General features: G+C 59.4%; 21 protein-coding genes. 16 read left to right on the plus strand and 5 right to left on the minus strand.

The genetic code is table 11. The features are described from left to right. The first annotated feature begins 53 nt into the window (after positions 1-53). From AC1DA5_RS01270 to miaA, 11 genes are all read left to right on the plus strand, one after another. Positions 54-2,753, plus strand: coding sequence for a DNA translocase FtsK (locus AC1DA5_RS01270; protein WP_285014597.1), 2,700 nt, complete (start codon positions 54-56; stop codon positions 2,751-2,753). Positions 2,754-2,770: 17 nt separating this feature from the next. Beyond that, positions 2,771-3,379 carry a CDP-diacylglycerol--glycerol-3-phosphate 3-phosphatidyltransferase gene (gene pgsA, locus AC1DA5_RS01275; protein WP_227469210.1) on the plus strand — a complete coding sequence of 203 codons (609 nt, stop codon included), beginning with the start codon at positions 2,771-2,773 and terminating at the stop codon, positions 3,377-3,379. Positions 3,380-3,393: 14 nt separating this feature from the next. Next, entirely contained in the window at positions 3,394-5,178 is a 1,785-nt protein-coding gene (locus AC1DA5_RS01280) for an ABC transporter ATP-binding protein (protein WP_480289063.1), read from the plus strand. 208 nt (positions 5,179-5,386) lie between these two features. After that, positions 5,387-5,698 (plus strand): helix-turn-helix domain-containing protein, encoded by a 312-nt coding sequence (locus AC1DA5_RS01285; RefSeq protein ID WP_058236441.1) that lies wholly within the window; start codon positions 5,387-5,389, stop codon positions 5,696-5,698. A gap of 14 nt (positions 5,699-5,712) precedes the next feature. After that, positions 5,713-5,934 carry a DUF3046 domain-containing protein gene (locus tag AC1DA5_RS01290; RefSeq protein ID WP_058236442.1) on the plus strand — a complete coding sequence of 74 codons (222 nt, stop codon included), beginning with the start codon at positions 5,713-5,715 and terminating at the stop codon, positions 5,932-5,934. A 271-nt stretch (positions 5,935-6,205) separates the two neighbouring features. After that, positions 6,206-7,315 carry a recombinase RecA gene (recA, locus tag AC1DA5_RS01295; protein WP_058236443.1) on the plus strand — a complete coding sequence of 370 codons (1,110 nt, stop codon included), beginning with the start codon at positions 6,206-6,208 and terminating at the stop codon, positions 7,313-7,315. 11 nt (positions 7,316-7,326) lie between these two features. Further along, positions 7,327-7,953: a regulatory protein RecX gene (locus AC1DA5_RS01300; RefSeq protein WP_480289064.1), complete on the plus strand. Its 627-nt coding sequence runs from the start codon at positions 7,327-7,329 to the stop codon at positions 7,951-7,953. After that, on the plus strand, positions 7,943-8,449 hold the full coding sequence (locus tag AC1DA5_RS01305; protein WP_058236445.1) for a CinA family protein: 507 nt from the start codon (positions 7,943-7,945) through the stop codon (positions 8,447-8,449). The genes AC1DA5_RS01300 and AC1DA5_RS01305 overlap by 11 nt, the downstream gene beginning before the upstream one ends. A gap of 27 nt (positions 8,450-8,476) precedes the next feature. Continuing rightward, on the plus strand, positions 8,477-10,030 hold the full coding sequence (gene miaB / locus AC1DA5_RS01310; RefSeq protein ID WP_480289065.1) for a tRNA (N6-isopentenyl adenosine(37)-C2)-methylthiotransferase MiaB: 1,554 nt from the start codon (positions 8,477-8,479) through the stop codon (positions 10,028-10,030). A 4-nt stretch (positions 10,031-10,034) separates the two neighbouring features. Further along, positions 10,035-11,183 (plus strand): hypothetical protein, encoded by a 1,149-nt coding sequence (locus tag AC1DA5_RS01315; RefSeq protein WP_058236447.1) that lies wholly within the window; start codon positions 10,035-10,037, stop codon positions 11,181-11,183. Continuing rightward, positions 11,180-12,157, plus strand: coding sequence for a tRNA (adenosine(37)-N6)-dimethylallyltransferase MiaA (gene miaA / locus AC1DA5_RS01320; protein ID WP_285014603.1), 978 nt, complete (start codon positions 11,180-11,182; stop codon positions 12,155-12,157). Before AC1DA5_RS01315 ends, miaA begins: the two co-directional genes overlap by 4 nt. A gap of 23 nt (positions 12,158-12,180) precedes the next feature. Here miaA and AC1DA5_RS01325 read toward each other — a convergent pair whose 3' ends face one another. Next, complete coding sequence (locus AC1DA5_RS01325) at positions 12,181-12,795, minus strand: class I SAM-dependent methyltransferase (protein ID WP_092648462.1); 615 nt, start codon at positions 12,793-12,795, stop codon at positions 12,181-12,183. Between the two features lie 84 nt (positions 12,796-12,879). Between AC1DA5_RS01325 and hflX the strand changes: the two genes are divergently transcribed. The 3 genes from hflX to AC1DA5_RS01340 all read left to right on the plus strand — a co-directional run bounded on the left by hflX (position 12,880) and on the right by AC1DA5_RS01340 (position 17,458). Beyond that, the gene (hflX, locus tag AC1DA5_RS01330) at positions 12,880-14,418 is read left to right on the plus strand and encodes a GTPase HflX (protein WP_480289066.1); all 1,539 of its coding nucleotides are present in this window, start codon (positions 12,880-12,882) and stop codon (positions 14,416-14,418) included. Continuing rightward, entirely contained in the window at positions 14,399-16,393 is a 1,995-nt protein-coding gene (locus AC1DA5_RS01335; RefSeq protein ID WP_480289067.1) for an ATP-dependent DNA helicase, read from the plus strand. Before hflX ends, AC1DA5_RS01335 begins: the two co-directional genes overlap by 20 nt. A gap of 81 nt (positions 16,394-16,474) precedes the next feature. After that, complete coding sequence (locus tag AC1DA5_RS01340; protein ID WP_058236451.1) at positions 16,475-17,458, plus strand: L-lactate dehydrogenase; 984 nt, start codon at positions 16,475-16,477, stop codon at positions 17,456-17,458. 1 nt (position 17,459) lies between these two features. Here the strand turns inward: AC1DA5_RS01340 and lexA are convergent, their stop codons facing one another. Beyond that, positions 17,460-18,158, minus strand: coding sequence for a transcriptional repressor LexA (gene lexA, locus AC1DA5_RS01345; RefSeq protein ID WP_070725913.1), 699 nt, complete (start codon positions 18,156-18,158; stop codon positions 17,460-17,462). Between the two features lie 200 nt (positions 18,159-18,358). Here lexA and AC1DA5_RS01350 point away from each other — a divergent pair, with 200 nt between their 5' ends. Together AC1DA5_RS01350 and nrdR are read left to right on the plus strand one after the other, a co-directional pair. Continuing rightward, positions 18,359-18,841: a LysM peptidoglycan-binding domain-containing protein gene (locus AC1DA5_RS01350; RefSeq protein WP_070725911.1), complete on the plus strand. Its 483-nt coding sequence runs from the start codon at positions 18,359-18,361 to the stop codon at positions 18,839-18,841. A gap of 87 nt (positions 18,842-18,928) precedes the next feature. After that, the gene (gene nrdR, locus AC1DA5_RS01355; RefSeq protein ID WP_480289068.1) at positions 18,929-19,552 is read left to right on the plus strand and encodes a transcriptional regulator NrdR; all 624 of its coding nucleotides are present in this window, start codon (positions 18,929-18,931) and stop codon (positions 19,550-19,552) included. Positions 19,553-19,583: 31 nt separating this feature from the next. Here the strand turns inward: nrdR and AC1DA5_RS01360 are convergent, their stop codons facing one another. The 3 genes from AC1DA5_RS01360 to AC1DA5_RS01370 all read right to left on the minus strand — a co-directional run bounded on the left by AC1DA5_RS01360 (position 19,584) and on the right by AC1DA5_RS01370 (position 25,000). Continuing rightward, complete coding sequence (locus AC1DA5_RS01360; protein ID WP_092648466.1) at positions 19,584-21,395, minus strand: AMP-binding protein; 1,812 nt, start codon at positions 21,393-21,395, stop codon at positions 19,584-19,586. Positions 21,396-21,476: 81 nt separating this feature from the next. Beyond that, entirely contained in the window at positions 21,477-22,682 is a 1,206-nt protein-coding gene (gene serA / locus AC1DA5_RS01365; RefSeq protein WP_070725907.1) for a phosphoglycerate dehydrogenase, read from the minus strand. Positions 22,683-22,714: 32 nt separating this feature from the next. Further along, positions 22,715-25,000, minus strand: a complete 2,286-nt coding sequence (locus AC1DA5_RS01370) for a HelD family protein (protein WP_480289069.1) — start codon at positions 24,998-25,000, stop codon at positions 22,715-22,717. Positions 25,001-25,047 lie beyond the last annotated feature (47 nt).

The raw sequence follows: 25,047 nt of genomic DNA on the forward strand, positions 1-25,047 counted from the left end.
AGTCGGCGCGTCTGAAACGGATCGGAAAGCGTTCGCGGTAGCGTCGAAGTATCATGGCCAAAAAATCTGCATCATCTTCGCGTACTCGCAGCTCTCGAACCTCGGGGCGCTCCTCTGCACGCGCCGAGAACGCTCCGGCACGCCCAGGCGGCCTGGCGCGGGCAGCGTCGGCAACAGGCCACGCGGTTCGCAGCGCACACGAGCAGTGGCGCGCTACGGACCCTCAGCTTAAACGCGACGCGTTGGCATTCATCTTGTGTGGGCTGGCCATTATCATCGCCCTGCGTGAATGGTTCGGCATTTCCGGAACCGCAGGAATGATCGTGCATCACGCGGTAGCCGGCCTGGTCGGACTGTTCTCCGTTCTGGTGCCGATCGTGTTCGTCGCCCTGTCGATCGAGCTCATCAAGGCGCGCTCCGGCCAGCACGCGCTGCCACACCACATTGCAGGTGGAATCGGCATGGCCATGTCGATCGCGGGCATCACCCACATCACCGCGGGAAACCCGAACATCGATTCCTTCGACCGGATCGAAGCAGCCGGAGGGCTTGCCGGCTGGTTCATCGGACGCCCGCTGGCTCAGCTGCTGTCACCCTGGGGCGCAATCCCTATTTTGGTGCTGCTCGCCCTGTACTCACTTCTGCTCGCCACCCGCACGCGGATCAGTGACATTCCCGCAGTGCTGCGCTCATGGTGGCGCATCCTGTCACGCCAGGACCAGCGTGAACGCATTGATGCAGACGATGTCGATAGTGACGAGGACGAGCTTGCGGCCACCGCTCAGCTGGATTCCTACGACGCGGATGAAGCATTCCGCCGTGCACACGAGAGCGCACACGCCGTCCCGAATGTGTCAGAACACCAGGACATCGAGGAAACGGCGCCCCCCTCGTCAGACCACGAACCAGAAGCAGCAACCCAGGTCCTGCCGCAGGCAGATACGGGAGCAGGGGAGGAGACCTCCATACTGGCCGCACCGCCCACGACCGAGCCGCCTGCCAGTTCCTTCCAGCCCGAGCTCGACGAGTCGATTTCCTATACGCTGCCTGACGAATCCCTTCTGGTCCGCGGCGCGCCGCACAAGACGCGTTCTGCCGCGAACGATCAGATCATCGAGGCCCTGCAGCGCGTATTGACCGAATTTAACGTCGACGCCACAGTGACAGGCTTTTCGCGCGGCCCCACGGTGACTCGATACGTCGTCGAGCTGGGTCCGGGCGTCAAGGTCGAACGCATCACGAACCTGTCGAAGAACATTGCCTACGCTGTGGCAACAGCAGACGTGCGCATCATTTCACCGATTCCCGGCAAGTCCGCCATCGGTGTGGAGATCCCGAACCCTGACCGCGAGACGGTCGCATTGGGTGACGTGCTGCGCTCCGGTGTCGCCAAGCGCAATCACCACCCGCTCATGGTCGGTGTGGGTAAGGACGTCGAGGGTGGCTACGTTGTCACCAACCTGGCCAAGACACCGCACCTGCTGGTTGCAGGCCAGACCGGTTCGGGTAAGTCGAGCTTCATCAACTCGATGATCACGTCCATCATGATGCGCGCCACTCCGCAGCAGGTACGCATGATTCTGGTGGACCCCAAGCGTGTGGAACTGACGGTCTATGACGGAATACCGCACCTGATCGCACCGATCATCACGGATCCGAAGAAAGCCGCCGAAGCGCTTGAATGGGTTGTTGAAGAGATGACCAGGCGTTACGACGACCTGCACACATACAAGTTCCGTCATATTGACGACTTCAACAAGGCCGTGCTGTCCGGGCAGGTGCACGCGCTGCCGGGACTGGATCGCACGCTCAAGCCCTACCCGTACCTGCTGGTCGTGGTCGATGAGCTGGCGGACCTGATGATGGTGGCGCCTCGTGACGTGGAAGCGTCCATTCAGCGCATTACACAGCTGGCACGTGCGGCCGGCATTCACCTGGTGCTGGCCACCCAGCGCCCGTCGGTGGACGTGGTCACCGGCGGCATTAAAGCTAATGTTCCCTCTCGTCTCGCGTTCGCAACAGCCTCGCAAACTGACTCGCGCGTGATTTTGGACCAGACCGGTGCTGAAAAGCTGATCGGTCAAGGTGACGGCCTGTATCTGCCGGCGGGTGCGGCGAAACCTTTGCGCGTTCAGAGCTCGTGGGTCACTGAATCTGAAATCCATGCTGTTGTCACGCATGTGAAGGAGCAGATGGAAGTGCAGTACCGTCAAGACGTCACGGCACCTGCGAAGAAGCCGAAGGTTGCTGAGGATATTGGTGATGATCTTGAGGATCTGCTGCAGGCAGCCGAACTGGTGATTTCCACTCAGCTGGGCTCCACCTCCATGCTGCAGCGCAAACTGCGCATCGGGTTCGCGCGCGCAGGACGATTGATGGATCTGCTGGAATCGCGCGAAATTGTCGGCCCGTCCGAAGGATCCAAGGCGCGCGAAGTGCTGGTTCCACCTGAGTCCTTGCCGGACGTGCTGGCAATGCTGCGCGGGGAAACGGATTCCGTACATGCTTCCGAACCGGAACAACCTGCCGATCCGGCCTCCAGTCGGGGCGGCTACCACGGCGCGCCCTCGTCCGCTGATCACGCACCTGACGCGTACGGCGACTCAATGGGTCATGACTCACATGCAGGGCCGTTCGCCCACCCTCACCGGGACCTGACCAGCATCGGCGCACCTGATGACTGGGTCGATGAGAAGGACTATGACGACGGGTCAGGTCCAAATGAAGACGCCTGGCAACTGACTGGTCGCTGAACACGATAGGATTCATCATGATGAAGTCAGCACCGGAAAACGTCTCGATGTTGGATGAGGGGCCGAAGCGCTCCTGGGTCAATGTTCCCAACATCCTGACTGTTTTTCGCCTCATCATGGTGCCCATCCTCATCATCTTGATGCTGCAGCATGACTGGAACCTGCACTGGTGGGCGGTCAGCGTGTTCGTGATTGCCGGCGTCACCGACCAGCTCGATGGGCACATCGCCCGCTCGCAGGACCTCATTACCGATTTCGGCCGGATCATGGATCCGATTGCCGACAAGGCACTGACCTTGAGCGCCTTCATCATGCTGAGCATCGCGGGTTACCTCCCGTGGTGGTTCACCATCGTCATTGCGGCAAGAGAACTAGGCGTGACGGTGTTGCGTGCACTCCTGCTCAAACGCTCAGTTGTCGTTGCTGCATCGCTTGCAGGCAAGTTCAAGACCTTGTTGCAAATGTTCCTGATCTTCATCCTGCTGCTGCCCTGGTCCACTTTTTCGAACATCGTTATGCCGGGATCATGGTTCATGGTCGTCGTTGCAGCACTGACTCTGATCGCCACATTGTGGAGTGGAGCCGGCTACGTGATCGAAAGCGTCAAACTGTTCGGCAAACATTAGGTGTCATCTCAGACATGAAGAATATCTGGCGGATCCTGTCAAGTGCCCGGTCACTGTGGCCGCTCTACGTCGGCATTATCATCGGCGCCATCGTCACGACGGTGACCTCCCTGCTCAGCCCCTTCGTCATCGCGCAGGGCACGCAGATCGTCGTGGACATGATCCGCGGCAAGTCGAACGCGACGATCACCACTCTGGTGTGGCTGGCCGTTGGACTGCTCGCACTCATGGTGCTGAACTCGTTGATCACGAACGTCACCGGCTATATGGGTGACCAGATGAGCACGAGGATCCGTGCGATCCTGTCGCACAACTATTTTTCGAAACTGCTGCGCCTGCCGCAGCGCTATTTTGATTCCGAGCTGACCGGCACGATTATTTCGCGCCTGAACCGTTCAATCACTTCGGTGGCTGACTTCCTGCAGGTATTCGCCAATTCGTTTTTCACCACGATCCTCACTGTCGTCACGGTGCTGGTGGTGGCTGGCCTGCATTCGCCGTGGCTGGCGTTGTGCCTGTTCATCATCTACCCGCTGTTCGTCTGGCTTACAGCTTTGACCTCGGTGAAATGGCAGGTGTGGGAGCATCAGAAGAACGAGCACTACGACATCTCGGGTGGCCGTTTCGCTGAAGTTATCGGCCAGCTTCGCGTCGTGAAGTCCTATACGCGCGAGCGCTCCGAACTGGATACCTTCGACGGGCACTACGACGACGCAATCAGCATCACGCGCTCCCAGTCTGCTTACTGGCACCGCATGGACATTCTTCGTCGCGTGTGCCTGGACCTGGTGTTCTTCGCGGTCTACCTGATTATCTTCATCCAAACTGCTCGCGGCGCCTTCTCCGTTGGATCAATGGTGCTGCTGATCCAGCTGATCAACATGGCCAAGCAGCCCGTCACGTCGATGAGCTACTACGTGGACACCCTGCAAAAAGCGATCACGGGCTCCAACGAGTACTTCAAAGTCATGTCAGAACCCGACGAGCCGCTGACCGCCGTGCACGAGACAATCGACTGGTCCAGCGAGGATCCATACGTCGAGTACTCCCACGTCAACTTTGGTTACACCGACGAGACAGTCCTGCGCGATATTTCCCTCGCTATTCGCAAAGGTGAACGCATCGCGTTTGTGGGTGAGTCAGGTGGTGGCAAGACCACGATGATCAACCTGCTGATGAAGCTGTACACGCCTGATTCAGGCGTGCTGAGGGTACGCGGACATGACGTGACGCAGGTGCCGACTCAGACGTTGCGCGATCAGATCGGTGTTGTTTTCCAGGACGCGAGCCTGTTCTCCGGCACGATTCGTGACAACATCACCTACGGCAAACCCGACGCTACGGACGACGAGATTGTCGAGGTGGCGCGTCGAGCGAACGCCCTGTCGTTCATTGAGCGCCTTCCCGAACGCTTCGACACGCAGATCGGTGAGCGCGGCATCAAACTGTCAGGTGGGCAAAAACAGCGCATCTCCGTTGCTCGCGCCATGCTCAAGGACGCGCCGATCCTCGTGCTCGATGAGGCAACCTCAGCCCTGGACACCAAAGCTGAACGGCAGGTTCAGGCCGGCCTCGACGAACTCATGCATGGGCGCACGACGATCATCATCGCGCACAGGCTGTCCACGATCGCAACGGTGGATCGAATCGTCACCTTGAAGAACGGGACGATCGATGAGGTCGGGTCGCCTGCTGAACTGGCGCGCAGTGGCGGAATCTACGCGCAGCTCCTGGCGCTACAGGCCACAGACTCGCACGCCAGCCGCACACTGCTCAAACAATTTGAAATCACGCACTGACGCTGCCGGCCAGGGGAGTACCAACTCCCCGAATCGAGACGTACCCCACATTAGGGATCTGTCAAGTGCCGGGAATAAAGACATCGTCAAGGGCGTTGAAATGATCAGACAAGGAAATGATCCTGCGCATTGCAAGCTGGTGTTCAGTAACTTCCCAGTTGGTGAACATAGGATGCATGTGAGTTCAATGAGAGGATACAGTCAGAACATGACGACAACTGCAACAGCACCACTGCTTCGCACCGAGATCGGCGACGTGCTGCGCTCACTGCGTCAGGACCAGGGCCGGACCTTACGCGAAGTTTCATCTCAGGCACAGGTGTCGCTGGGATATCTGTCCGAAGTTGAGAGGGGACAGAAAGAAGCCTCCTCTGAACTGCTGCAAGCCATTACCGGAGCACTAGGCGTCCCGCTGTGGGTCGTCCTGCGCACCGTGTCAGATCGCATGGCGATCATTGAAAGCACAACGGTGCCCGATACGGTACCCGATGATTTGATGTCGGTTGCGCTGCTGAGCTAGAACGGTTCAGCTTCGTGCTCAAATCAGAATTCTGGAACGCCCTTGACCAGGTCTATGGACCTGCGTTGGGGCGTTCCCTGTTTCAGGACCTCTACCTCGTCCCGCTGAAAATGAGCGGTCGTGAGGCGATGGATGCCGGTGTTGACGTTGAGGTGATATGGGACGCCCTCGTCGATGAAACCGGAAAAGGCGAAGAAGCCCGCTGGGTGCACAGGCGCCCGAAGAAGAAGCGCTGAAGGCGAGCCGAACGGTTGCCTGCGCGAGAATTGACGGGCGAGGCGGCTCATGTTTGTGACATCAGCGTGTCGTTTCACAATCGAACACGTGTTCCACTACTGTATCCACAGGTGGCCCGATTCGCTCCAGCTTTCCACAGATTGCTCGCGACGAATCCCAAATGCCTATGGTCGGGCATATCGTCACTCATGCACCCCGGCGAGGGGACCGCATTCCGAGACCAGGACTGATCCATTGGGCGGAGAGCCCGCAACGACGAGGAGAAACACGATGGCCAGGAAAACAGCCCCGCGTGCGCAGCAAGCGACCACAGATCGCGACAAAGCACTGGAAGTGGCACTCGCGCAGATCGATAAGCAGTTCGGAAAAGGATCTGTGATGCGACTGGGCGACGATGCGCGCCCGCCCGTACGCGTCATTCCCACAGGTTCGCTGGCCCTCGACATCGCACTGGGCATCGGCGGTTTGCCGCGCGGTCGAGTCGTTGAAATCTATGGACCAGAATCTTCCGGTAAAACCACCGTTGCTCTGCACGCCGTTGCCAACGCACAAAAAGCGGGTGGAAACGCTGCGTTCATCGACGCTGAGCACGCACTTGACCCGGAGTATGCGCGTGCTTTGGGCGTGGACACTGACTCCCTGCTGGTTTCACAGCCCGACACCGGTGAACAGGCACTGGAAATTGCCGACATGCTGATCCGCTCGGGCGGCATTGACATCATCGTCATTGACTCGGTGGCCGCGCTCGTTCCCAAGGCGGAAATCGAAGGCGAAATGGGTGACTCGCACGTCGGCCTGCAGGCCCGTCTGATGAGCCAGGCGCTGCGCAAAATCGCAGGCGTCCTGTCGGCCACAGGGACAACTGCGATCTTCATTAACCAGCTGCGTGAAAAGATCGGTGTGTTCTTCGGATCTCCCGAGACAACAACGGGTGGCAAGGCACTGAAGTTCTACGCTTCAGTTCGCATCGACGTGCGCCGCATCCAGACTCTCAAAAATGGCGATCAACCCGTCGGCAACCGCACCCGCGCCAAAGTCGTCAAGAACAAGATGGCGCCGCCGTTCAAGCAGGCGGAGTTCGACATTGTCTACGGTAAGGGAATCTCACGTGAAGGCTCCCTGATTGACATGGGCGTGGAAAGCGGCATCGTGCGCAAGTCAGGTTCCTGGTTTACCTACGGAGATGATCAGCTGGGCCAGGGCAAGGAGAACGCCCGCCAGTTCCTTGTTGACAATGCTGAACTTGCCGACGAGATCGAACACAAGATCCTGCAGGCCGTTGGCATCGAAGCATCTCCCGAAGAAGAATCAACACAGTCCGAGGAGGCTTCGGAGACAGCAGAGCCGGCCGTTGACCCCTCCGAAGATGCAGGATTCTAAGGTGTGTGCACGTGGTCAACTACTCGGATCCCGAAGACCATCCTGAGCTGGGTGACCAGCGTCGGCGTGCAACCGCGGATTCGGCTGCGCAACGCATGGCGCGAATTCGCGAACGCAACGCTTCTTTAACGGGGACAGTCGCGATTGAAGCGGCACGTGAGGTGGCACTGCGCCAGCTGGACGCCAGGGCGCGATCACGCGCCGAACTGCACACGGCCATCACGTCGCGCGGCTTTTCCAGTGATGTTGCCGATGACGTACTGGATCGGCTCGAACGCGTTGGACTGGTTGATGATCGCGCGTTTGCCGCCATGTTCGTCAAGGACCGCTTCTCGCTGGGCGGCAAAGCAGGACGCGCCCTGGCAGCAGATCTGGCGAAACGCGGAGTTGCGCTGGAGCTGATTAACGAGGCCCTGAGCGAGATTTCTCACGAGGATGAACAGGCGCGGGCTCGACAACTTGTCGACGCGAAGAAACGGTCGGTGCTGTCACGAGGGCTCGACGGCGCTGAACGCGATAAAGCCTTTCGCAGGCTGACGGGTATGCTGGCGCGCAAAGGATATGCGGCTCACGTGTGCGTCAGCGTTGTCGGCGCCGCGTTGAATGAGTGGAGTAGAGAATCGGACGATGACATCTGATGATGCGACTTTTCGCCTGGTGCACGACCTTATCGACTCACACCTGACGATTGCGACAGCTGAATCCCTGACAGGTGGGCTCCTGTGCTCGACACTGGTCAACATTGCAGGCGCATCCGATGCGGTGCGCGGAGGCGTGTGTACCTATGCCACTGAGCTGAAGGCTGACATTCTGGGTGTCGATCGGGCACACCTGGCACGAACCGGTCCGGTAGATGCGGACGTGGCCATTCAGATGGCTCAGGGGGTACGCACCCTGATGGGTGCCGATATCGGTATCTCCACCACAGGCGTGGCCGGCCCAGGTCCGGCAGACGGGCACGAAGCAGGAACCGTCCACATCGCCTGTGTCACTCCAGAAGGCTTCACGCAGCGTGAATATCACTTCACTGACCGCTCACGCACACAGGTGCGCACCGCGGCTGTGGACGCTGCAATCACGCTGGTGAGTGACGTGGTCACACGCGGGCATGACGAACCCAACAGGGTGGAGTAAGGCATTGTTGAGTAGAATCTTCAGACGATGACTTCTTTGACCGATCTTTCCGCGCCAGCCGCACCGTCTGCACTGCCACGTACCTACGCGGTGCGCACACTCGGATGCCAGATGAACGAGCATGATTCAGAACGCATGGCGGGACTACTGGAAGAGTATGGACTGGTTCCCGTCTCACAAGTACCCGAAGCTGCAGCACGCGCCACTGATGCCGGCGACATGGGCGCTGACGTGGTGGTCATCAATACCTGCTCGGTCAGAGAAAACGCTGCGACTCGTCTGTTCGGAAATCTTGGCCAGCTCGCCCAGGTCAAACGTGAACGCCCCGGCATGCAGATCGCAGTGGGCGGGTGCCTGGCTCAGCAAATGCGCGGCGGTATTGTGGAACGCGCACCTTGGGTCGACGCCGTTTTCGGCACACACAACATCGATGTTCTGCCCGCACTGTTGCGGCGCGCTGAACACAACCAGGAAGCAGCAGTTGAGATCGAAGAATCGCTGAAGGTTTTTCCATCGACGCTGCCCACACACCGCGAATCCGTGTATGCGGCATGGGTGTCGATCTCTGTCGGATGCAATAACACCTGCACATTCTGCATCGTGCCGCATCTGCGCGGAAAGGAACGCGACCGCAGGCCAGGTGAGATCCTCCAGGAAGTCGAAGCAGTTGTCGCACAAGGCGCTATCGAAGTGACGCTGCTGGGGCAAAACGTCAACTCCTACGGTGTGGGATTCGGTCACAGAGGAGCCTTCGCTGATCTGCTGCGCACAGTCGGCGCAGTCGATGGAATTGAGCGCGTACGCTTCACCTCCCCTCACCCGGCAGCTTTCACTGATGACGTCATCGAGGCGATGGCTCAGACACCCACCGTCATGCCATCCCTGCACATGCCATTGCAGTCAGGCTCAGACACGGTGCTGCGCCAGATGCGCCGCTCGTACCGTCGCAAGAAATTCATGGGCATTTTGGAACGCGTTCGCGCAGCAATGCCCGACGCGGCTATTACGACCGACATCATCGTCGGCTTCCCCGGCGAAACGGAAAAAGATTTCGAGCAGACCCTCGAAGTCGTCGAAGAAGCACGCTTCGCATCTGCTTTCACCTTCCTGTACTCACCGCGCCCCGGCACGCCCGCAGCCGATCGCGACGACCAGGTTGACCCCGCGGTCGCCTCCGAACGCTACAGCCGTCTTATCGCCCTGCAAGATAAGATCTGCGCGCAGGACAATGAGAAGCTCGAAGACACTGCCGTCGAAGTCCTCGTCAGCGAAGGACAAGGCCGCAAAGACGGTGCCACTCAACGCATCACGGGGCGTGCGCGTGATAACCGACTGGTACATGTCGCCCTGCCCGACACTCTTGTAGAAGCGGACAGGCCACGACCCGGCGATATGGTGCGCGCAACGGTCACGCACGGTGCGCCTCACCATCTGCTCGCTGACTCGGCCCTGACCGGGGGACTTTTCGACGTTCGCCGTACCCGTGCAGGGGACGCATGGCAGGAGGTTCAGCGTGCACACAACGAGGCATCCGATCCACGCGTAACTCTTGGAATGCCGACGCTGCGCATGAGATCATGAATGCATGAAGCAAAGCGACGTTGACGCCGTCCAGGACGTCACGCTTATTGAGGTGCGCCCCCAAATCAGCCGTCCGTTCAACAATGAACACCCGCACGCTGATCTTTACTGCCGGTTGGCGGCTCTCACGGAGCAACATTCGCAGCGAATCTTTGGCACATCTGTGTGGGCGCTGACCGCCCAGCAGCTCTCCACGGCTCGTCATTCGTGCGCTCAGCTCTTTATCGTTGCCTGCGCAGGTTCCCAGCCCGTCGACGTCGATCGAGCCAGCGTGATCGGCTTTGCCTATCTGGAGCTACCGCTGCTGGAGAACACTCATCTGGCAACGTATGACATCTATCTGGCAGATTCCCACAATGAGGCGATCGCTCAGGCGCTTCGCGCCCGATGTGAAGAAAAAGCGCGGCGCTATGGGCGCACCGGTATCGACACGTGGGTTGTGTCGACCTCGTGGCACAAGATCGAGGATTCCGAAGCCATCGCTGACGTCAGTGGATATCACCCGGATCGGCCGGACACCCTCGTCAATTTTGATGAGGATGCCGACACTCGGGCACTGCGAGCCGGGGGCTATGAGCCTGTGTGCGGTGAATGGGTGAATGTTCTTCCTGCCCAACGTATCCGTGAAGCCGCACCGGTCGCGCCTGACGGTTTTGAAACAGTGACGTGGACAGGACCCTTCACTCGGCCCGCGCTCGCCAGGCAGATGGTGCGCCTCTACGAAATGTGCGCGCGTGACATCCCTTCAGGTGCGCTACCCACTGATCAAAGCGCAATCTGGGACGAACAGCGTATCCGACTGATGGAGGACGGACTCTACCGCGCCGGCACCAAGTGGATGACGACCGCAATTCGACCAGCCGGAGGACCACTGGTTGGTTGGACAACGCTGACGTATCGTGACGACACATCCGGCTACGCTTACCAGGAAACAACGCTGATCGACCCGCAATACCGGGGCAGGAAACTGTCAGCGTGGATCAAGCTTGTCAATGCTCAGGCACTGGAACGTGAACGCCCCGACATCTGTCACATCGTGACATCGAATGCCGTGACCAACCGCGCAGTATTGGCGCTCAACCGCAACTTTGACGCTCGCGCCGTTGCCATTGACGTGGACTGGTACAAACCGCTGGGTGATCAGAACCTGTGACCTCTGACCACACTCCGATTATCGCCGTCGTCGGCCCCACAGCCTCAGGAAAGTCCGACCTCGCCCTTACCATTGCGCAGGATCTGCCGGCATTGCTGGGAACATCCGGTGAGGCCGAATTGGTCAGCGCGGACGCGATGCAGCTGTACCGAGGAATGGATATCGGCACGGCCAAAACACCACTGGAGGAACGCCGAGGGATCACGCACCACCAGATCGACGTCCTGGATGTGACAGACGAGGCCAGTGTTGCCGCCTATCAGCGCGAAGGACGACGTGACATCGCGGATATTCATCGTCGTGCGGGCATCGCCGTGGTTGCCGGCGGATCGGGACTGTACGTTCGCGCGCTCCTTGACGTCATTGACTTTCCTGGCACAGATCCGGACATACGCGCCCGCATTGAAGCTGAGGGTGACGGGCCACTGGGCGTCCAAGGGCTGTGGGACAAGCTCTGTGAGCGTGACCCGATTGCTGCGTCCCGAATCGACCCGCATAACGCGCGCCGAATTGTGCGCGCACTTGAAGTGATTGAACTGACGGGGGAGCCGTTCTCAGCGCGCCTGCCGCGCTACGAGTTCGCCCAGCCGGCGGTCATGCTCGGAATGAGGCGTGAGCCTGCCCGCCTCGATGAGCGCATCGCGGTCAGAACGCACGCCATGTTTGACGAGGGCCTGCTTGACGAGGTTGCCCACCTGATTCCTCTCGGATTGCGCGAGGGCAAGACGGCATCCCGGGCAACGGGATATGCGCAGGCTCTGTCCGTGCTTGACGGTCATATGAGTCGTGATGAGGCGATTGAGTCGGTTGCACTGGCCACCCGTCAGCTTGCACGGCGACAGATCAAATGGTTCAGACGGGACCCACGCATCATGTGGATCGATGCAGACGGGTGCGATGAGGCGGCACTGCGCGCGAACGCGTTGAAGTTGATCGAGCGCGCACTCAGTGATGCACAGCCCGAATCGTTCTAGCGCTGCGCAGCCTGAATCGCGATCTAGCGGCGCGCGACCCGAATAATGCGGTAGCCCTTCTTGGATGCAATCTTGCCGGCATCCCAGCCTTGCTCGCATAGCCAGGAGATCAGGGAATCTGCGCCAAGGTTGCGCTGTACCACTAGGTACGCCTCACCCTCATCGGCCAGCAGGTTGAGCCATTGAGTCAGCAATTCACGCAATGCTTTTTTCCCGATACGCACCGGAGGGTTTGACCAGATCAGGTCGAAACGCACGTTCTCGGAGTGAGCTTTGGCCAGGGCAGCGGGCGCACGGTACGCCGTGATATTGGACACTCCCGCGGCTGTGGCGTTGCGGCGCGTCAAATCGAGCGCCCTGTCTGTCACATCGACTGCCCACACCTGAGCCTCGGGCGACTCCAGCGCCATCGCCAGCGCGATCGGCCCCCATCCGCACCCGACATCCACAAACGTTCCTGACGAAGGCGGCGTGGGAGCTTCTGCCAAAAGCTGGCGTGTCCCCAGGTCCAGACGGTTGGCAGAAAAAACATGATCACTGACCCAGGCGCGAAAATCGTGTCCGCGCAGCGCCACGTCAATGCGGCGCAGTTCAGATTCTTCGGCAGGAGCAGCGTTGGTGAAGTACTGGTCAGTCATGATGTCCAGCCTAGTGGATCACTCAGGTGTCCACACCCATCGCTGTCGCATCTGCGCGGGTGGGTCTGCTCGTGGCACACTAGGATGAACCCGCAACGAAGGAGATCAGTGGCCGACTCACGTGATTCAACCTCAGCGCATGACGACGAATCGTTCAAAGCAGCAGAAGACGTCGTGGCGCGTATCCTCGCCCGCCAGGGCACAGCACTGGCATCCACGCGCTTTCAGGACACGACGCACGATGCTGGTGACCTGGAACGGGAGGCGCGCGCCGGTATGCGCCGCGTCAATGACATTGCGAGCCAGACCGAGCTTGACGAAGTCAGTGAAGTTGAATACCGCCAAGTGCGTCTCGAACGTGTGGTCCTGGTGGGCCTGCGCACAACGCAGAGTCTGGAGGAATCGGAAAATTCGTTGCGTGAACTGGCAGCACTGGCTGATACAGCCGGATCCCACGTCCTCGATGGCGTCATTCAGCGGCGCCCCACCCCAGATCCTGGCACCTACCTCGGCTCCGGTAAGGCGCGTGAACTCGCTGAAATCGTGGCGGATAGCAGGGCAGACACGGTCATTGTGGACGGTGAACTGACCGCTTCTCAGCGCCGCGGCCTGGAAGACGTCGTCAAAGTGAAAGTTGTTGATCGTACGACGTTGATCCTTGATATTTTCGCCCAACATGCCAAGTCTCGTGAAGGCAAGGCACAGGTGGAGCTCGCTCAGCTCGAATATCTGTTGCCGCGACTGCGAGGTTGGGGTGAGTCCATGTCGCGTCAGGCCGGTGGCCGTGTGGCCGGCGGTGAAGGTATCGGCTCACGAGGACCCGGTGAAACGAAAATCGAACTGGATCGGCGCCGCATTCGATCACGCATGGCGCGCCTGCGCGCACAGATCCGTGACATGGAACCCGCCCGACTCACTCAACGAGCTGCACGCCGTCGCATGGGTGTGCCCTCTGTGGCGATTGTCGGGTACACGAACGCTGGGAAATCTACCCTGCTCAACCAGCTCACTGATGCCGGCGTGCTTGTGGAGGACGCGCTGTTCGCGACTCTCGACCCAACTGTCCGCCGGACGCAAACTTCTGATGGCCGGGTCTTCACACTGTCTGACACGGTGGGGTTCGTCCGTAATCTGCCGACGCAACTGGTGGAGGCCTTCCGATCCACGCTCGAAGAGGTCGGTGAAGCGGACGTGATCGTCCACGTCGTTGATGCGGCTCACCCTGATCCGGTCGGCCAGGTCGAAACCGTGCGCGGCGTGCTGGACACGATTGACGGCACGGAGACGATTCCCGAAATTCTTGTGCTCAACAAGAGTGACCTGGCCTCGCCTGAACGCCGGGCGCTGAACCGTACGTTGTTTCCCAAAGCTGTTGCGATCAGTGCTCGCACTGGGCAGGGAATCGAGGAGCTGCGCCAGCTCATCGAAGACACGTTGCCGCGTCCGCGCGTCTATGTTGACGTGGTCGTCCCGTACGACCACGGCGACCTCGTCCATGCCGCCCACGAACAGGGCGAGGTCCTCAGTGAAGACTACGAGGCAGCAGGCACGCATATCACTGCTCACGTCGACAGTGCGCTTGCAGACCGACTTCATCATGTGAATGCCGCGCCCCATGGGTGAGGCTGACGAGCAGGAGACTGCCCTTGAACATCGTATTTTGACCCGAGTGCTCACCGCGATGGGAGGCAGTCGGCGCGACGGCCAGGTTCGCATGATTGACGAGGGCGCCGCCGCGCTGAAATCAGGTCACCATGTGATGATTCAGGCGGGAACCGGCACGGGCAAGTCGATTGGTTACCTGATTCCGGTGCTGGCTCGGGCAGCTGAATCAGGCGCACGAACCCTGATCACAACGGCCACGCTGGCACTGCAACGCCAGATTCTGACGAAGGACGCTCCTTTGGTCATTGACGCCGTGGCGGATGAAACGGGTGTGCGTCCGCATGTCGCACTGCTCAAAGGATGGTCGAATTACGTCTGCAAGTTTCGAGCTGACGGTGGGCGCTCCCAGCTGGATACTCTTTTCGACGCTGCCGACGCGCATCAGGGACCAATCAGTGACCTCGGCAAAGAAGTGACGCGGGTGCGAGAATGGGCGCGCACCACGGATTCAGGTGATCGTGATGATCTGATCCCCGGCGTCTCCGACCGGGCGTGGAGACAGGTGAGTGTCTCGAAGCGTGAATGCATGGGGCGCGACTGCCCATTTGTGGAGGAATGCTTTGCTGGCCTCGCGCGCGATGAAGCGCTTGAAGCTGACGTGGTGGTCTCAAACCATTCCCTCTTCGGTATTGACACGATGAGTGCGCTCAACCTGTTTGGAGAGTTGGATCATGTGGTGGTTGATGAATGCCACGAACTTGCTTCCCGCGTTCGCTCTCAAGCCTGTTGTGAAATATCCAAGGCACTGTGTACGCGCGTGGCGCGAGTAGTGCGCACGCTGGTCAAATCCGTTGATATTCAACCGTTCGAGCAGGCAGCGAGCGCATTGATGGATGCCCTCGACGCGCAGCCTGACGGGCTGATGGTGTGCAGGCCAGATGCGGTAGTTGAGGCGATCAGCGTATGTGATTCAACGGTGCGGACCGTGGCCAGTGAAGTTGAGCAGTCCTCGGTGGAGCAGAGTCAGAAACTCATGGCGCAGGCGGCGTGTGATGAGTTCATCGAGGCGATCGACGCATGGAATGTCGATCCAGCTCAGACGATTACGTACATCGAGAGGGACACGGATAGCAGCGCTGTTTCGTTGAAGATTGCGCCTCTGGATGTCGCCGGACCGCTCGGCGCGGTCGGGCTGGGGGAGCGTGCGGCGATCTTGACGTCTGCCACGCTGGCACTGGGCGGGTCTTTTGATTCGGCGGCTCGGGAATGCGGGCTGATGGTCTCCCACGTGCCCTGGCATGGCATTGACGTTGGTTCGCCCTTCGACGTGGCTCGTCAGGGCGTCATCTACGTGGCGCGGCATCTGCCAGTTCCGGGTCGCGAGGGCCCGAGCGGGGAAGCGCTTGATGAGCTTGTCGCCCTGACTCAAGCGGCAGGTGGAGGTGTACTCGCCCTGTTTTCAGCATGGCGTGGTCTGAAGGCCGGTGCGCGAGCACTTCGCGAGGGGACATCTCTGGACGTGTACGTGCAGGGAGAGGAAACCACGTCGGCGTTGGTGTCGCGTTTTCGAAACGAACGCGATTCGTGTCTGGTTGGCACACTGTCACTGTGGCAGGGGGTCGACGTTGTGGGCCCGTCCTGTCGGCTTGTTGTCATCGACCGGATTCCGTTTCCTCATCCTGATAACGCGGTGTTCCAGGCGCTGCAAAACGATGCAGCGAAACGGGGAGTGAGCGGTTTCGGCGCGGTGGCACTGCCTCACGCAGCACTGTTGATGGCCCAGGGCGCAGGCCGACTGTTGCGTTCCTCGCAGGATCAGGGAGTTGTGGCAGTGCTGGATCCGCGACTGGTCACAAAGTCGTATGGCAGCTTTATCCGCGCCACCATGCCGCAGATGTGGCCGACGACAGATTCGCGCATCGTGGTACAGGCGCTTGAACGTCTTGCAGCCAGTCTTGACACACTCGATTCGTCCAGTCGCCCTCGTGAATGAGACCATAGACCACTTCTCAAAATTCATCTGATTTGGGATGATGGTGCCGGATCGGAATGAAGGAGGCATCAGGTGCACCACATGACTGCTCAAACCTTGTACCCCTCAGGGACGGAAGGACACCCGTCGAAAATCGCGGTGATCGGGGCTGGAGCGGTTGGCACCGCAGTCGCCTATGCGTGCGCCATGAGGGGCGACGCCCGCACCATCGTCCTCCAGGACATCAACAAGAAGAAGGTCGAGGCTGAAGCGCTCGATATCGCTCACGGCATCCAGTTCACCCCATGCGGTGCCGTTGAAGGATCCGACGATGTGGAAATCGTGCGAGGATCCGACCTGGTGATTGTCACCGCCGGCGCGAAGCAGAAACCGGGACAAACCCGCCTTGAGCTGGCCGGCTCCACCGTCAACCTCATGAAAACCATTGTGCCGAACCTGCAGAACGTCGCACCGCACGCCCGCTTCATGTTCATCACGAACCCCGTTGACATCGTGACCTATGCGGCGCTGAAAATCATGGGTGTTCCACGCAACCAGGTCTTCGGCTCGGGCACCGTGCTGGACACATCGCGCCTGCGCTACTTGGTTTCGCGCGAAACCGGAGTGGCCACACAGAACATCCACGCCTACGTGACAGGCGAACATGGTGATTCAGAGGTGGCACTGTGGTCATCCGCTGAAATTGGAAACGTGCCGATCCGGCACTGGGGGCCCACCCTGAGCGGCAGGCTCTTCGACAGTGATCTGCGCAAGGAAATTGCGGAAGAAGTCACTCAATCGGCCTACAAGATCATCGAAGGTAAAGGCGCCACGAATTACGCGATTGGCCTGTCGGCAGCTAACATTGCCCGCGCGGTGCTGCGAGACGAAAACCGAGTTCTGACGATCTCCTCGCTGCTTGAAGACTGGGAAGGCATCTCAGATGTCTGCATGGCTGCACCCACCATCGTTGGGCGAATGGGTGCAGGACGGGTGCTGAACCCGCCGCTGACGCTGGCTGAGCGCGACGGTCTGACCGAATCAGCCCGACGCTTGCGTGCTGTTGCGCAAGAGCTCGGGTTCTGACCTACAGGCAGCGGATCACGGTGACGACGAGGCCGAGGATCGTTGCCTCGTCACCAGGGATCGGACTGTAGGACTCGTTTTTCGGCAGCAGCCACACATGACCGTCGGCGTGAGACAGAATCTTGACAGTTGCTTCACCATCGATCATCGCGGCAACCGTCTGCCCGTCAACAGCGGTGGGCTGAGAGCGTACCACGACATAGTCACCATCAAGGATCCCCGCATCAATCATTGACTCGCCGTTGACACGCAGCATGAACACGTTGCCTTGCCCCGTCAGTGAGGTGGGAAGCTCGAACGTGTCCTCAACATGCTGTTCTGCCGTGATAGGCGCGCCGGCAGCGATCTGCCCGACGAGGGGGACAGGAACTGTGTCCTGGTCAGCATGGCTGACCGGGATCTCGATTTCATGGACAGTGGCAGGTGCCTGATCCTGAGCATCGTGGGGATCGCGGGAATCTCCAAGACCCTGCTCCGTGAGTTCAATGCACCGCGCCTGGCCAGGAAGACGACGGATAAAACCAGCCTCCTCCAGTGCGTCAATATGATGCTTCACTGTCGAGGGGGAGGCCAGCCCCACGTTCTGTGCAATCTCACGCACCGAGGGAGGGTAACCGCGTTCGCGGATACTCTCACGAATCGTGTCGAGAATCTCACGCCTGCGACGGCTTAACGTCGCCTCATCCGTCTTCTTCGCCATCGATCCTCCCGTTTATGCAGGTCAATCAGTATTTGGAACGCAAATGCACATGGTCGTTGTTTCACTGTGTTTACAGGGTACCGAAGACTTAGGCAAATGTGAAACATTTGTTCGAGCAAGTCTTGTTGCCCTCATAAAATGATGATATCGTACAAGTGTTCGACGAACATTTGTACGACGATTGAAAGTGAGGGATTCTCATGAGCGCTGCGATTCTTGGAGCAGCTCGAACCGAACACTCCACAACGCGTCATGCTGCGAATCTGCATGTGGTGGACACCGGCGAACTCGCGACAGTTCGTGACATCTCCACTGCACCGTCTCTTCAACGCAAGCGTGCTCGCCTGCTGGAAGAAGACCCCGCCATTCGTCGTCATCCTGTTTTCGCGCGACATCGCGAGGCAGCCACGCCGCGGCTCACTCTTCGCTCTGTGGTGTGCACACTGAGCACATTGGCTGCCGCCACGACACTGAGCGTGGGTGCCGGTCTGTATTTCCAGCCAGACGACTACTCGGGGCCGACCGTGGCGCATTCGGTGACGAATGGAGAGTCAGTGTGGAGCCTTGCTCAAGCCGTGGATACTTCCCGCCCGCTCGAGCAGGTTGTTGTCGACATTGAGCGCCTCAATGACATTGACGGTCCTCTTCAGGTGGGGCAGCGTCTGCAAATCCCAGCAGAGTAGGATTGCGAGCCTGTTGTCACTGTGTCTCGTGTTGCAAATGAGGTGTGAAAACTCGTAGCGTTGAGCTAACACTAGATGGAGGCTCGCGTGCACTGCCCCTTTTGCCATAATCCTGACTCACGTGTCGTAGACACCAGGATCGCTGATGACGGAGCGTCAATTCGACGCCGCCGCGAATGCACTGTGTGCAAGAAGCGCTTCACCACGATTGAAACCTCCTCATTCCAGGTCGTCAAAAACTCAGGAGCAGTTGAGCCTTTCTCCCGAAACAAGGTTATCGCCGGCGTGCGTAAAGCATGCCAGGGAAGGCCAGTTACAGATCACGACCTCGCATTGCTCGCTCAACAAGTAGAAGAGCATCTGCGATCCAGTGGCGTCTCGAACGTCTCGTCAGAAGAAGTGGGCAAAGCAATTCTGCCGTTCCTGTCTCAACTCGATGAGATCGCATTCCTGCGGTTCGCATCTGTCTACCGCTCGTATAACTCGCTCGAAGACTTCGAAGATGCGATTGCGCAGCTGCGCCTGCAGCGCCAGGAAAATGACGATGCTGACAAGACGGCCGATGACAAGGAAGCAACGGTGTCTATCCCCGGCAACACCCGCGACAGTGCGGCTGGGGTACCGCAGCACACTGGAGTGCGCAAGCAGCACGCCCGAAAGCCTCGCAAGAAGCAGATCAGAGAAGAAGAGCCCACACTGCTCGACTCCTAATCGCCAGCGTGGGTTCCTACAACCGAGCGGCCTACTTGTCGCTGCGGCTCGAATCCTGATCGCGGTGCGAATCTCCCTGCCGTTTATCACGCAGACGCTCCACTGCAGCAGACACGGCAGACTGAGCCTGGTCGACAACCTCCTGGGCCTGCTGGGCAAGGTCAGCGGCACGCGACTGCATCGACAAAATATCCTCACGCACCCTGCGGCGCATCACCTTGCCGATCTGAGAGCGCGGCAACTCATTGAGGACAACGAGTTGTCGTGGCAGCGCATAGTGCGACAGTGACTTTTCAGCCCACGTGCGAATGTCATCCAACGTGACAGAGGCGCCCGCCTCCAGCACAATCGCTGCAGCAACCGACTCGCCCGACTTCTTGTCAGGCAATCCCACCACGGCAACATCGCGAACACCTGGCATTGAGCGCACCGCATCTTCAACCTGGCTCGGGAACACCTTGAAGCCCGACGAATTGATCATCTCCTTGCGGCGGTCGGCCATCGTGATGAAACCGTCATCAAGGACCACCAGATCGCCCGTGCGCAGCCACCCGTCAATCAGTGTCTGTTCGGTTTCATCCTCACGGTTCCAATAACCGGCAAACACCTGGGGACCTTTGACGATCAATTCACCGATCTGACCGTCGGGAACATCCTCGTCAATGTTGTCAGGATTGACAATTCGCACCTCGGTGGACGGGAAGGGCAGACCCAGCGTGCCGGGGCGGCGCGCGGGGGAAAGCGGCGAACCCAAGATAATCGGGCTTGCTTCCGTCATGCCGTAGCCCTCCACGATCAGGCCCCTGCTGGTTTCTTCCCAGCGGGCCGCAAGCTCACCATCCAGCGGCATCGCGCCCGAGATCGCAAATCGGACTGACGTGAGATCGGAATCAAGTTCTTCTGCCGCATCCAGGATGCGCTCATACATCGGCGGAACGCCGACGAAGAAGGTACACGGCAAACGCTTTTGTGCAGTCAGCAACATCGCGGTGTCGAACTTCGGGAAAAGCGCCAACGTTGCGCCCAGGCGGATACCTGCCATAAACGAAACACCGAAGCCAAAGGCGTGGAAGAGAGGGAGCACGCAGTACACAACCTCAGAGCCCTCGTGTAGATCTGGAACCCAGGCAATATCCTGCGCCACATTCGCCATGATGTTGCGGTGCGTAATCGTCGCAGCTTTCGGAGTGCCTGTCGTGCCGCCTGTATGCAGCAACAGCGCAGCATCGTCGGGGCGAGCAGGACTGTCACCGGACATCGGCTCGGCATGCTCAACCAACGTGTCCCACGAGGGTACATAGGCGGGAACTGGAGCGGAGATCTCCTGACGTTTTTCCCGCGCAGCCTTAACCGGCAAGCTCAGCAGGAAACGCGTCACCTTCGGCATGGCGTGCGTCAAATCCATTGCGAAAACCCTGCCGGTTCCGCGCAGAAAAGCCAGCTTGTCCACCACTTTTTCCCACGCGATAGCGACGCGCGCACCATGACGGTCAAAAGATTCGTGAATTTCGCGCTCAGGTGCCAGCGGATTGTGCTCCACCACAACAGCACCCACGTACAGCGCTGCGTACACCGCCACAATGTGCTGTGGGCAGTTCGGCATCAGAATTGCCACGCGATCGCCTGGCCGCACACCGGCTCTCTTCAGCACCGTCGCACCCTGCCGAGCCTGCTTCACCAACTCCTGATAAGTGGTCGGGCGTGAGAAGAAATCTAGCGCCACGCGGTTCGGATAACGCGAAGCGACATCCTCAAGAACGTCGGTTATGCGGTGGTCCTTGATGTCAACAGAGTAAGGAATGCCAGGGGCGTACCCAGCCTGAAGCTGATGCATCAGTGTCATTGTTCCTCCTGGATCGTGCCACTAGAATTTACCTGCCCTACGGTAGCGTAGGTTGGCAGGCCAGGAGAAACGCGTATCACACTACAAACTGGTCACGGTCAGACGAATCGTATCGTCCATCGACTCAATGGCATGAAGAGCCTCACGCGGCAATTCCGAAGAAATGTCGGTCAGGGCGTAGCCCACAAACCCCTGCGTCGACAGAATCTGGCCGTCAATGTTGGCCCCGGACTCAGCAAATGTCTGGTTGATCAAAGCCAAAACGCCGGGCGTATTGCGGTGAATGAGCGCAATCCGGTAACGCGACTGTGCCGAAGCCGCAAGCTGCAGATTCGGCAGATTCACACTCATATCCGTCGACCCTGTCGTCAGATAATCGCACAGCTTTGTTGACACAAAGTGTCCGATGTCCAGCTGAGCCTCTTCGGTGGAGCCACCCACGTGCGGCGTCAAAATCACGTTATCCATCCCCACCAGCGGCGAGGAGAACGGCTGGCCATTCTTCTTCGGCTCCTGCGGGAACACGTCGATAGCGGCGCCCGCCAGATGACGAGACAACAAGTGTGAGCGCAGCGCGTCAATATCCACCACGAACCCGCGCGACAGGTTGATGAAAACCGCCCCGCTCTTCATCATGTCGAATTCTTTTTCGCCAAACAGATTCCGGTTCTGCGGTGCGCCGTCAACATGGATCGACACAATATCCGCCTCACGCAACACCGATTCCATCGTCGGCATCTGCGTGGCGTTGCCCAGGGCGAGTCGCTCCGCAATGTCGTAAAAAATAACGTTCAGCCCCATCGCCTCGGCCAGCACTGACAACTGCGTGCCGATGTTGCCGTAGCCGATAATGCCCAGGGTGCGTCCGCGCACTTCGTGCGATCCGTCCGAACTCTTCTCCCACACGCCGCGGTGCAGACGCGAGTTCTTGACCGTGACACGACGCGTCAAGTCAATGATCAAACCGATCGCCAGTTCCACAACTGAACGGGTGTTGGAATACGGAGCGTTGAACACGGCGATACCGTGCTTGGTGGCCGTGGAAAGATCAATCTGGTTCGTCCCAATACAGAAAGCACCAATTGCTTGAAGCTGAGGGTTCGCTTCAATGGCACGCTGTGTGACACGGGTCTTGGACCGCACGCCCACCATGTCAAAACCGTGAAGCGCCTCAATCAACTCATTTTCGTCCAGGGCACCGCTCACGCGTTCAACCTCGACATTGTGATCTGCGAAGATTTGATCAGCGTCAGCGTGAGGATTTTCAAGCAAGAGAACACGAGTCATAAGCTCATATTCTCACAAAGGTGACCTGAAAGTCAGTTCTGTTCAAGTCCGGACAGAACCTGTCCGCTGGAGACGATATGCAGGCGCTGAGTGGACCGCGTCAGCGCCACAAAAAGATCACCCGGCCCGTCGCCCAGAATCTCAGACGGCTCCACCACGATAACTGAGTCAAACTCCAGCCCCTTCGCAGCCGTCGCACTCAGCACTGCGACCCGCTCACTGAGAGTGGTGTGCCCATCTGCGTCAGCGTTCCACTGGTCGGCGCGCTCCGATCCCATGATGATGGCCAGGCGCCCTCGTCCATTCCCAACCGTGTGGTCAAGTACGGACAATTCTCGCCGGATCGCCTCACGCGTCGGCTCCCACATGTCGTCTGTTTCAGGTGACGAGGGTGGCTGGTGCTCCTGCGCGAGATGCGTGAGCTCATAGGCATCGGTCACATCACGCACAGCCTGAAGCTCACCGGACATGGGTTCGCCTACCGCCGCCATAACGCGCTGAGCACGGTCAATGAGCTGGCGAGGCGTGCGATACGAGATCGTCAGCACATACTCCTCACTCAAGGCGCGCGCAGCTGGCCCAAGAGCCTCGTGCCACGTGGACGGGCGATCATGTCCGCGACGCTGATCCAGATCACCGACGACAGTAAACGAGCGGGACGGGCAGCGGCGCAACAGAGCGCGCCACGCCATAGGGGAGAGCTCCTGAGCCTCATCCACGACGATATGCCCATATGTCCACGACCGGTCGCGTCGCGCACGCTCAGCCAGTGAGGAATGAGATTCCCCTTCACGTGTCGCATCAGCCAGCATCTGAGCCGTAACGATACCGTCGCCCAGGTTTTGGCGCTCAATGGCTTCGCGCGCATATGCCAGACGCTCGGCGCGCTCATTATTCTCACGTTCACGCAGGGCCGAGGATGTCCCCAGCAGCTCCGCACACTCATCAAGCAGAGGAATATCACTGACTGTCAGCGGGGAACCTTTCGGGCGCCGAAGCCCAGCAATCTCATCGAAAGTGAGGCGATTGGGAACCGAAGCGTTGAGCTGTTCCAGATAGCCCGGGCGAGCAAAAATCCTCTCCAGCAACGTGAGTGGAGAAGTCGGCATCCACGCCAGGTTGATGGCGCGACGAGCATCCACCGAATCACGGATCTCCTGACGCCACATCTCCACGTCGTTGCCGTCCACGTCATGCACCCCTTCGCGCGAACGGCGATCACGTTCATCGGCAGCCAGTCGGCGCGCCAGAACATCCATGAGCTCCAGCGCAAAACCGTCACGCGCCTCATTATGGGGCTTGCCCGTGCGGCGGGCGTGAGCATGTGCAGCGCGGATATCCTCTACGGTCAGCGTGACGGTGCGTGACCACACGCGCAGCTCCTGATCAGCGTCAGGTACGCGCTGCAGCCCCTTGACTGCGCGGCGAATAATCGACTGCCACACCGCCTTGCCTTTGATGCGTGCCACGCGCTCGCTGTCGTGGGCCTGTGCATGGAATCCGGGCAGCAGGTCACCCATCGTCACGGACACGACGCCTGTTTCACCTAGAGACGGCAATACCTGCTCGATGTAGCGCAGGAAAACGTGGGAGGGGCCGATCAGGAGGACACCGGAATGCTGGAGCCTGTCACGCTGTGTGTACAGCAGGTAGGCGGCGCGATGCAGCGCAACAGCGGTCTTCCCGGTTCCCGGACCACCCTGAACGATGACCAGGCCGGAATCTTCTGAGCGGATCACGCTGTCCTGCTCGGCCTGAATGGTCGACACAATGTCGGTCATGTGGCCCTGACGGGCTTCGCTCAGTGCGGACATGAGTGCGCCTTCGCCCTGGAGCGTCATATTCCGCTTGTGTGCGGCCTCCTGATCCAGTGCTTCATCTTCGATTGCGGTGACGCGGCGGGCTCGGGTGGTCAGGTGGCGCCGCCGGATTACACCTTGTGGATCAATGGCCGTCGCCTGGTAAAAGGGTCGCGAAGCGGGGGCGCGCCAGTCAATCAGCATGGGTTCGCCCTCGGCAGTTGAGATGCCGATGCGACCCACATAGTGAGTGAGATCATCTTCCATGTCGATCCGGCCGAACACCAGGCGGTCCTCCACCTGATCGAGGCGCTCACGCAGGTCAGAGAAGTGTGCTGAGAGCACGTCACGTTCTGTGAATCCCTGAGCGTTGCCGACACCATGCTGGCGGTGGGCGCGTTCCTGCGCCAGACGGTACTCATCCTTCAACTGGTCAAGTCGGTGGTACGTCGCATCAACGACAGCCTGCTCATGAGCAATCTCGGGGTCCTGTGAGCCTGCGTCGACGGGTTCGAACATGCATCCTCCTGGCTAATTGACGGCATACTATTGTGCCCTATCTGGAG

The sequence above is a fragment of the Pauljensenia sp. C0254C2 genome (assembly GCF_056583835.1).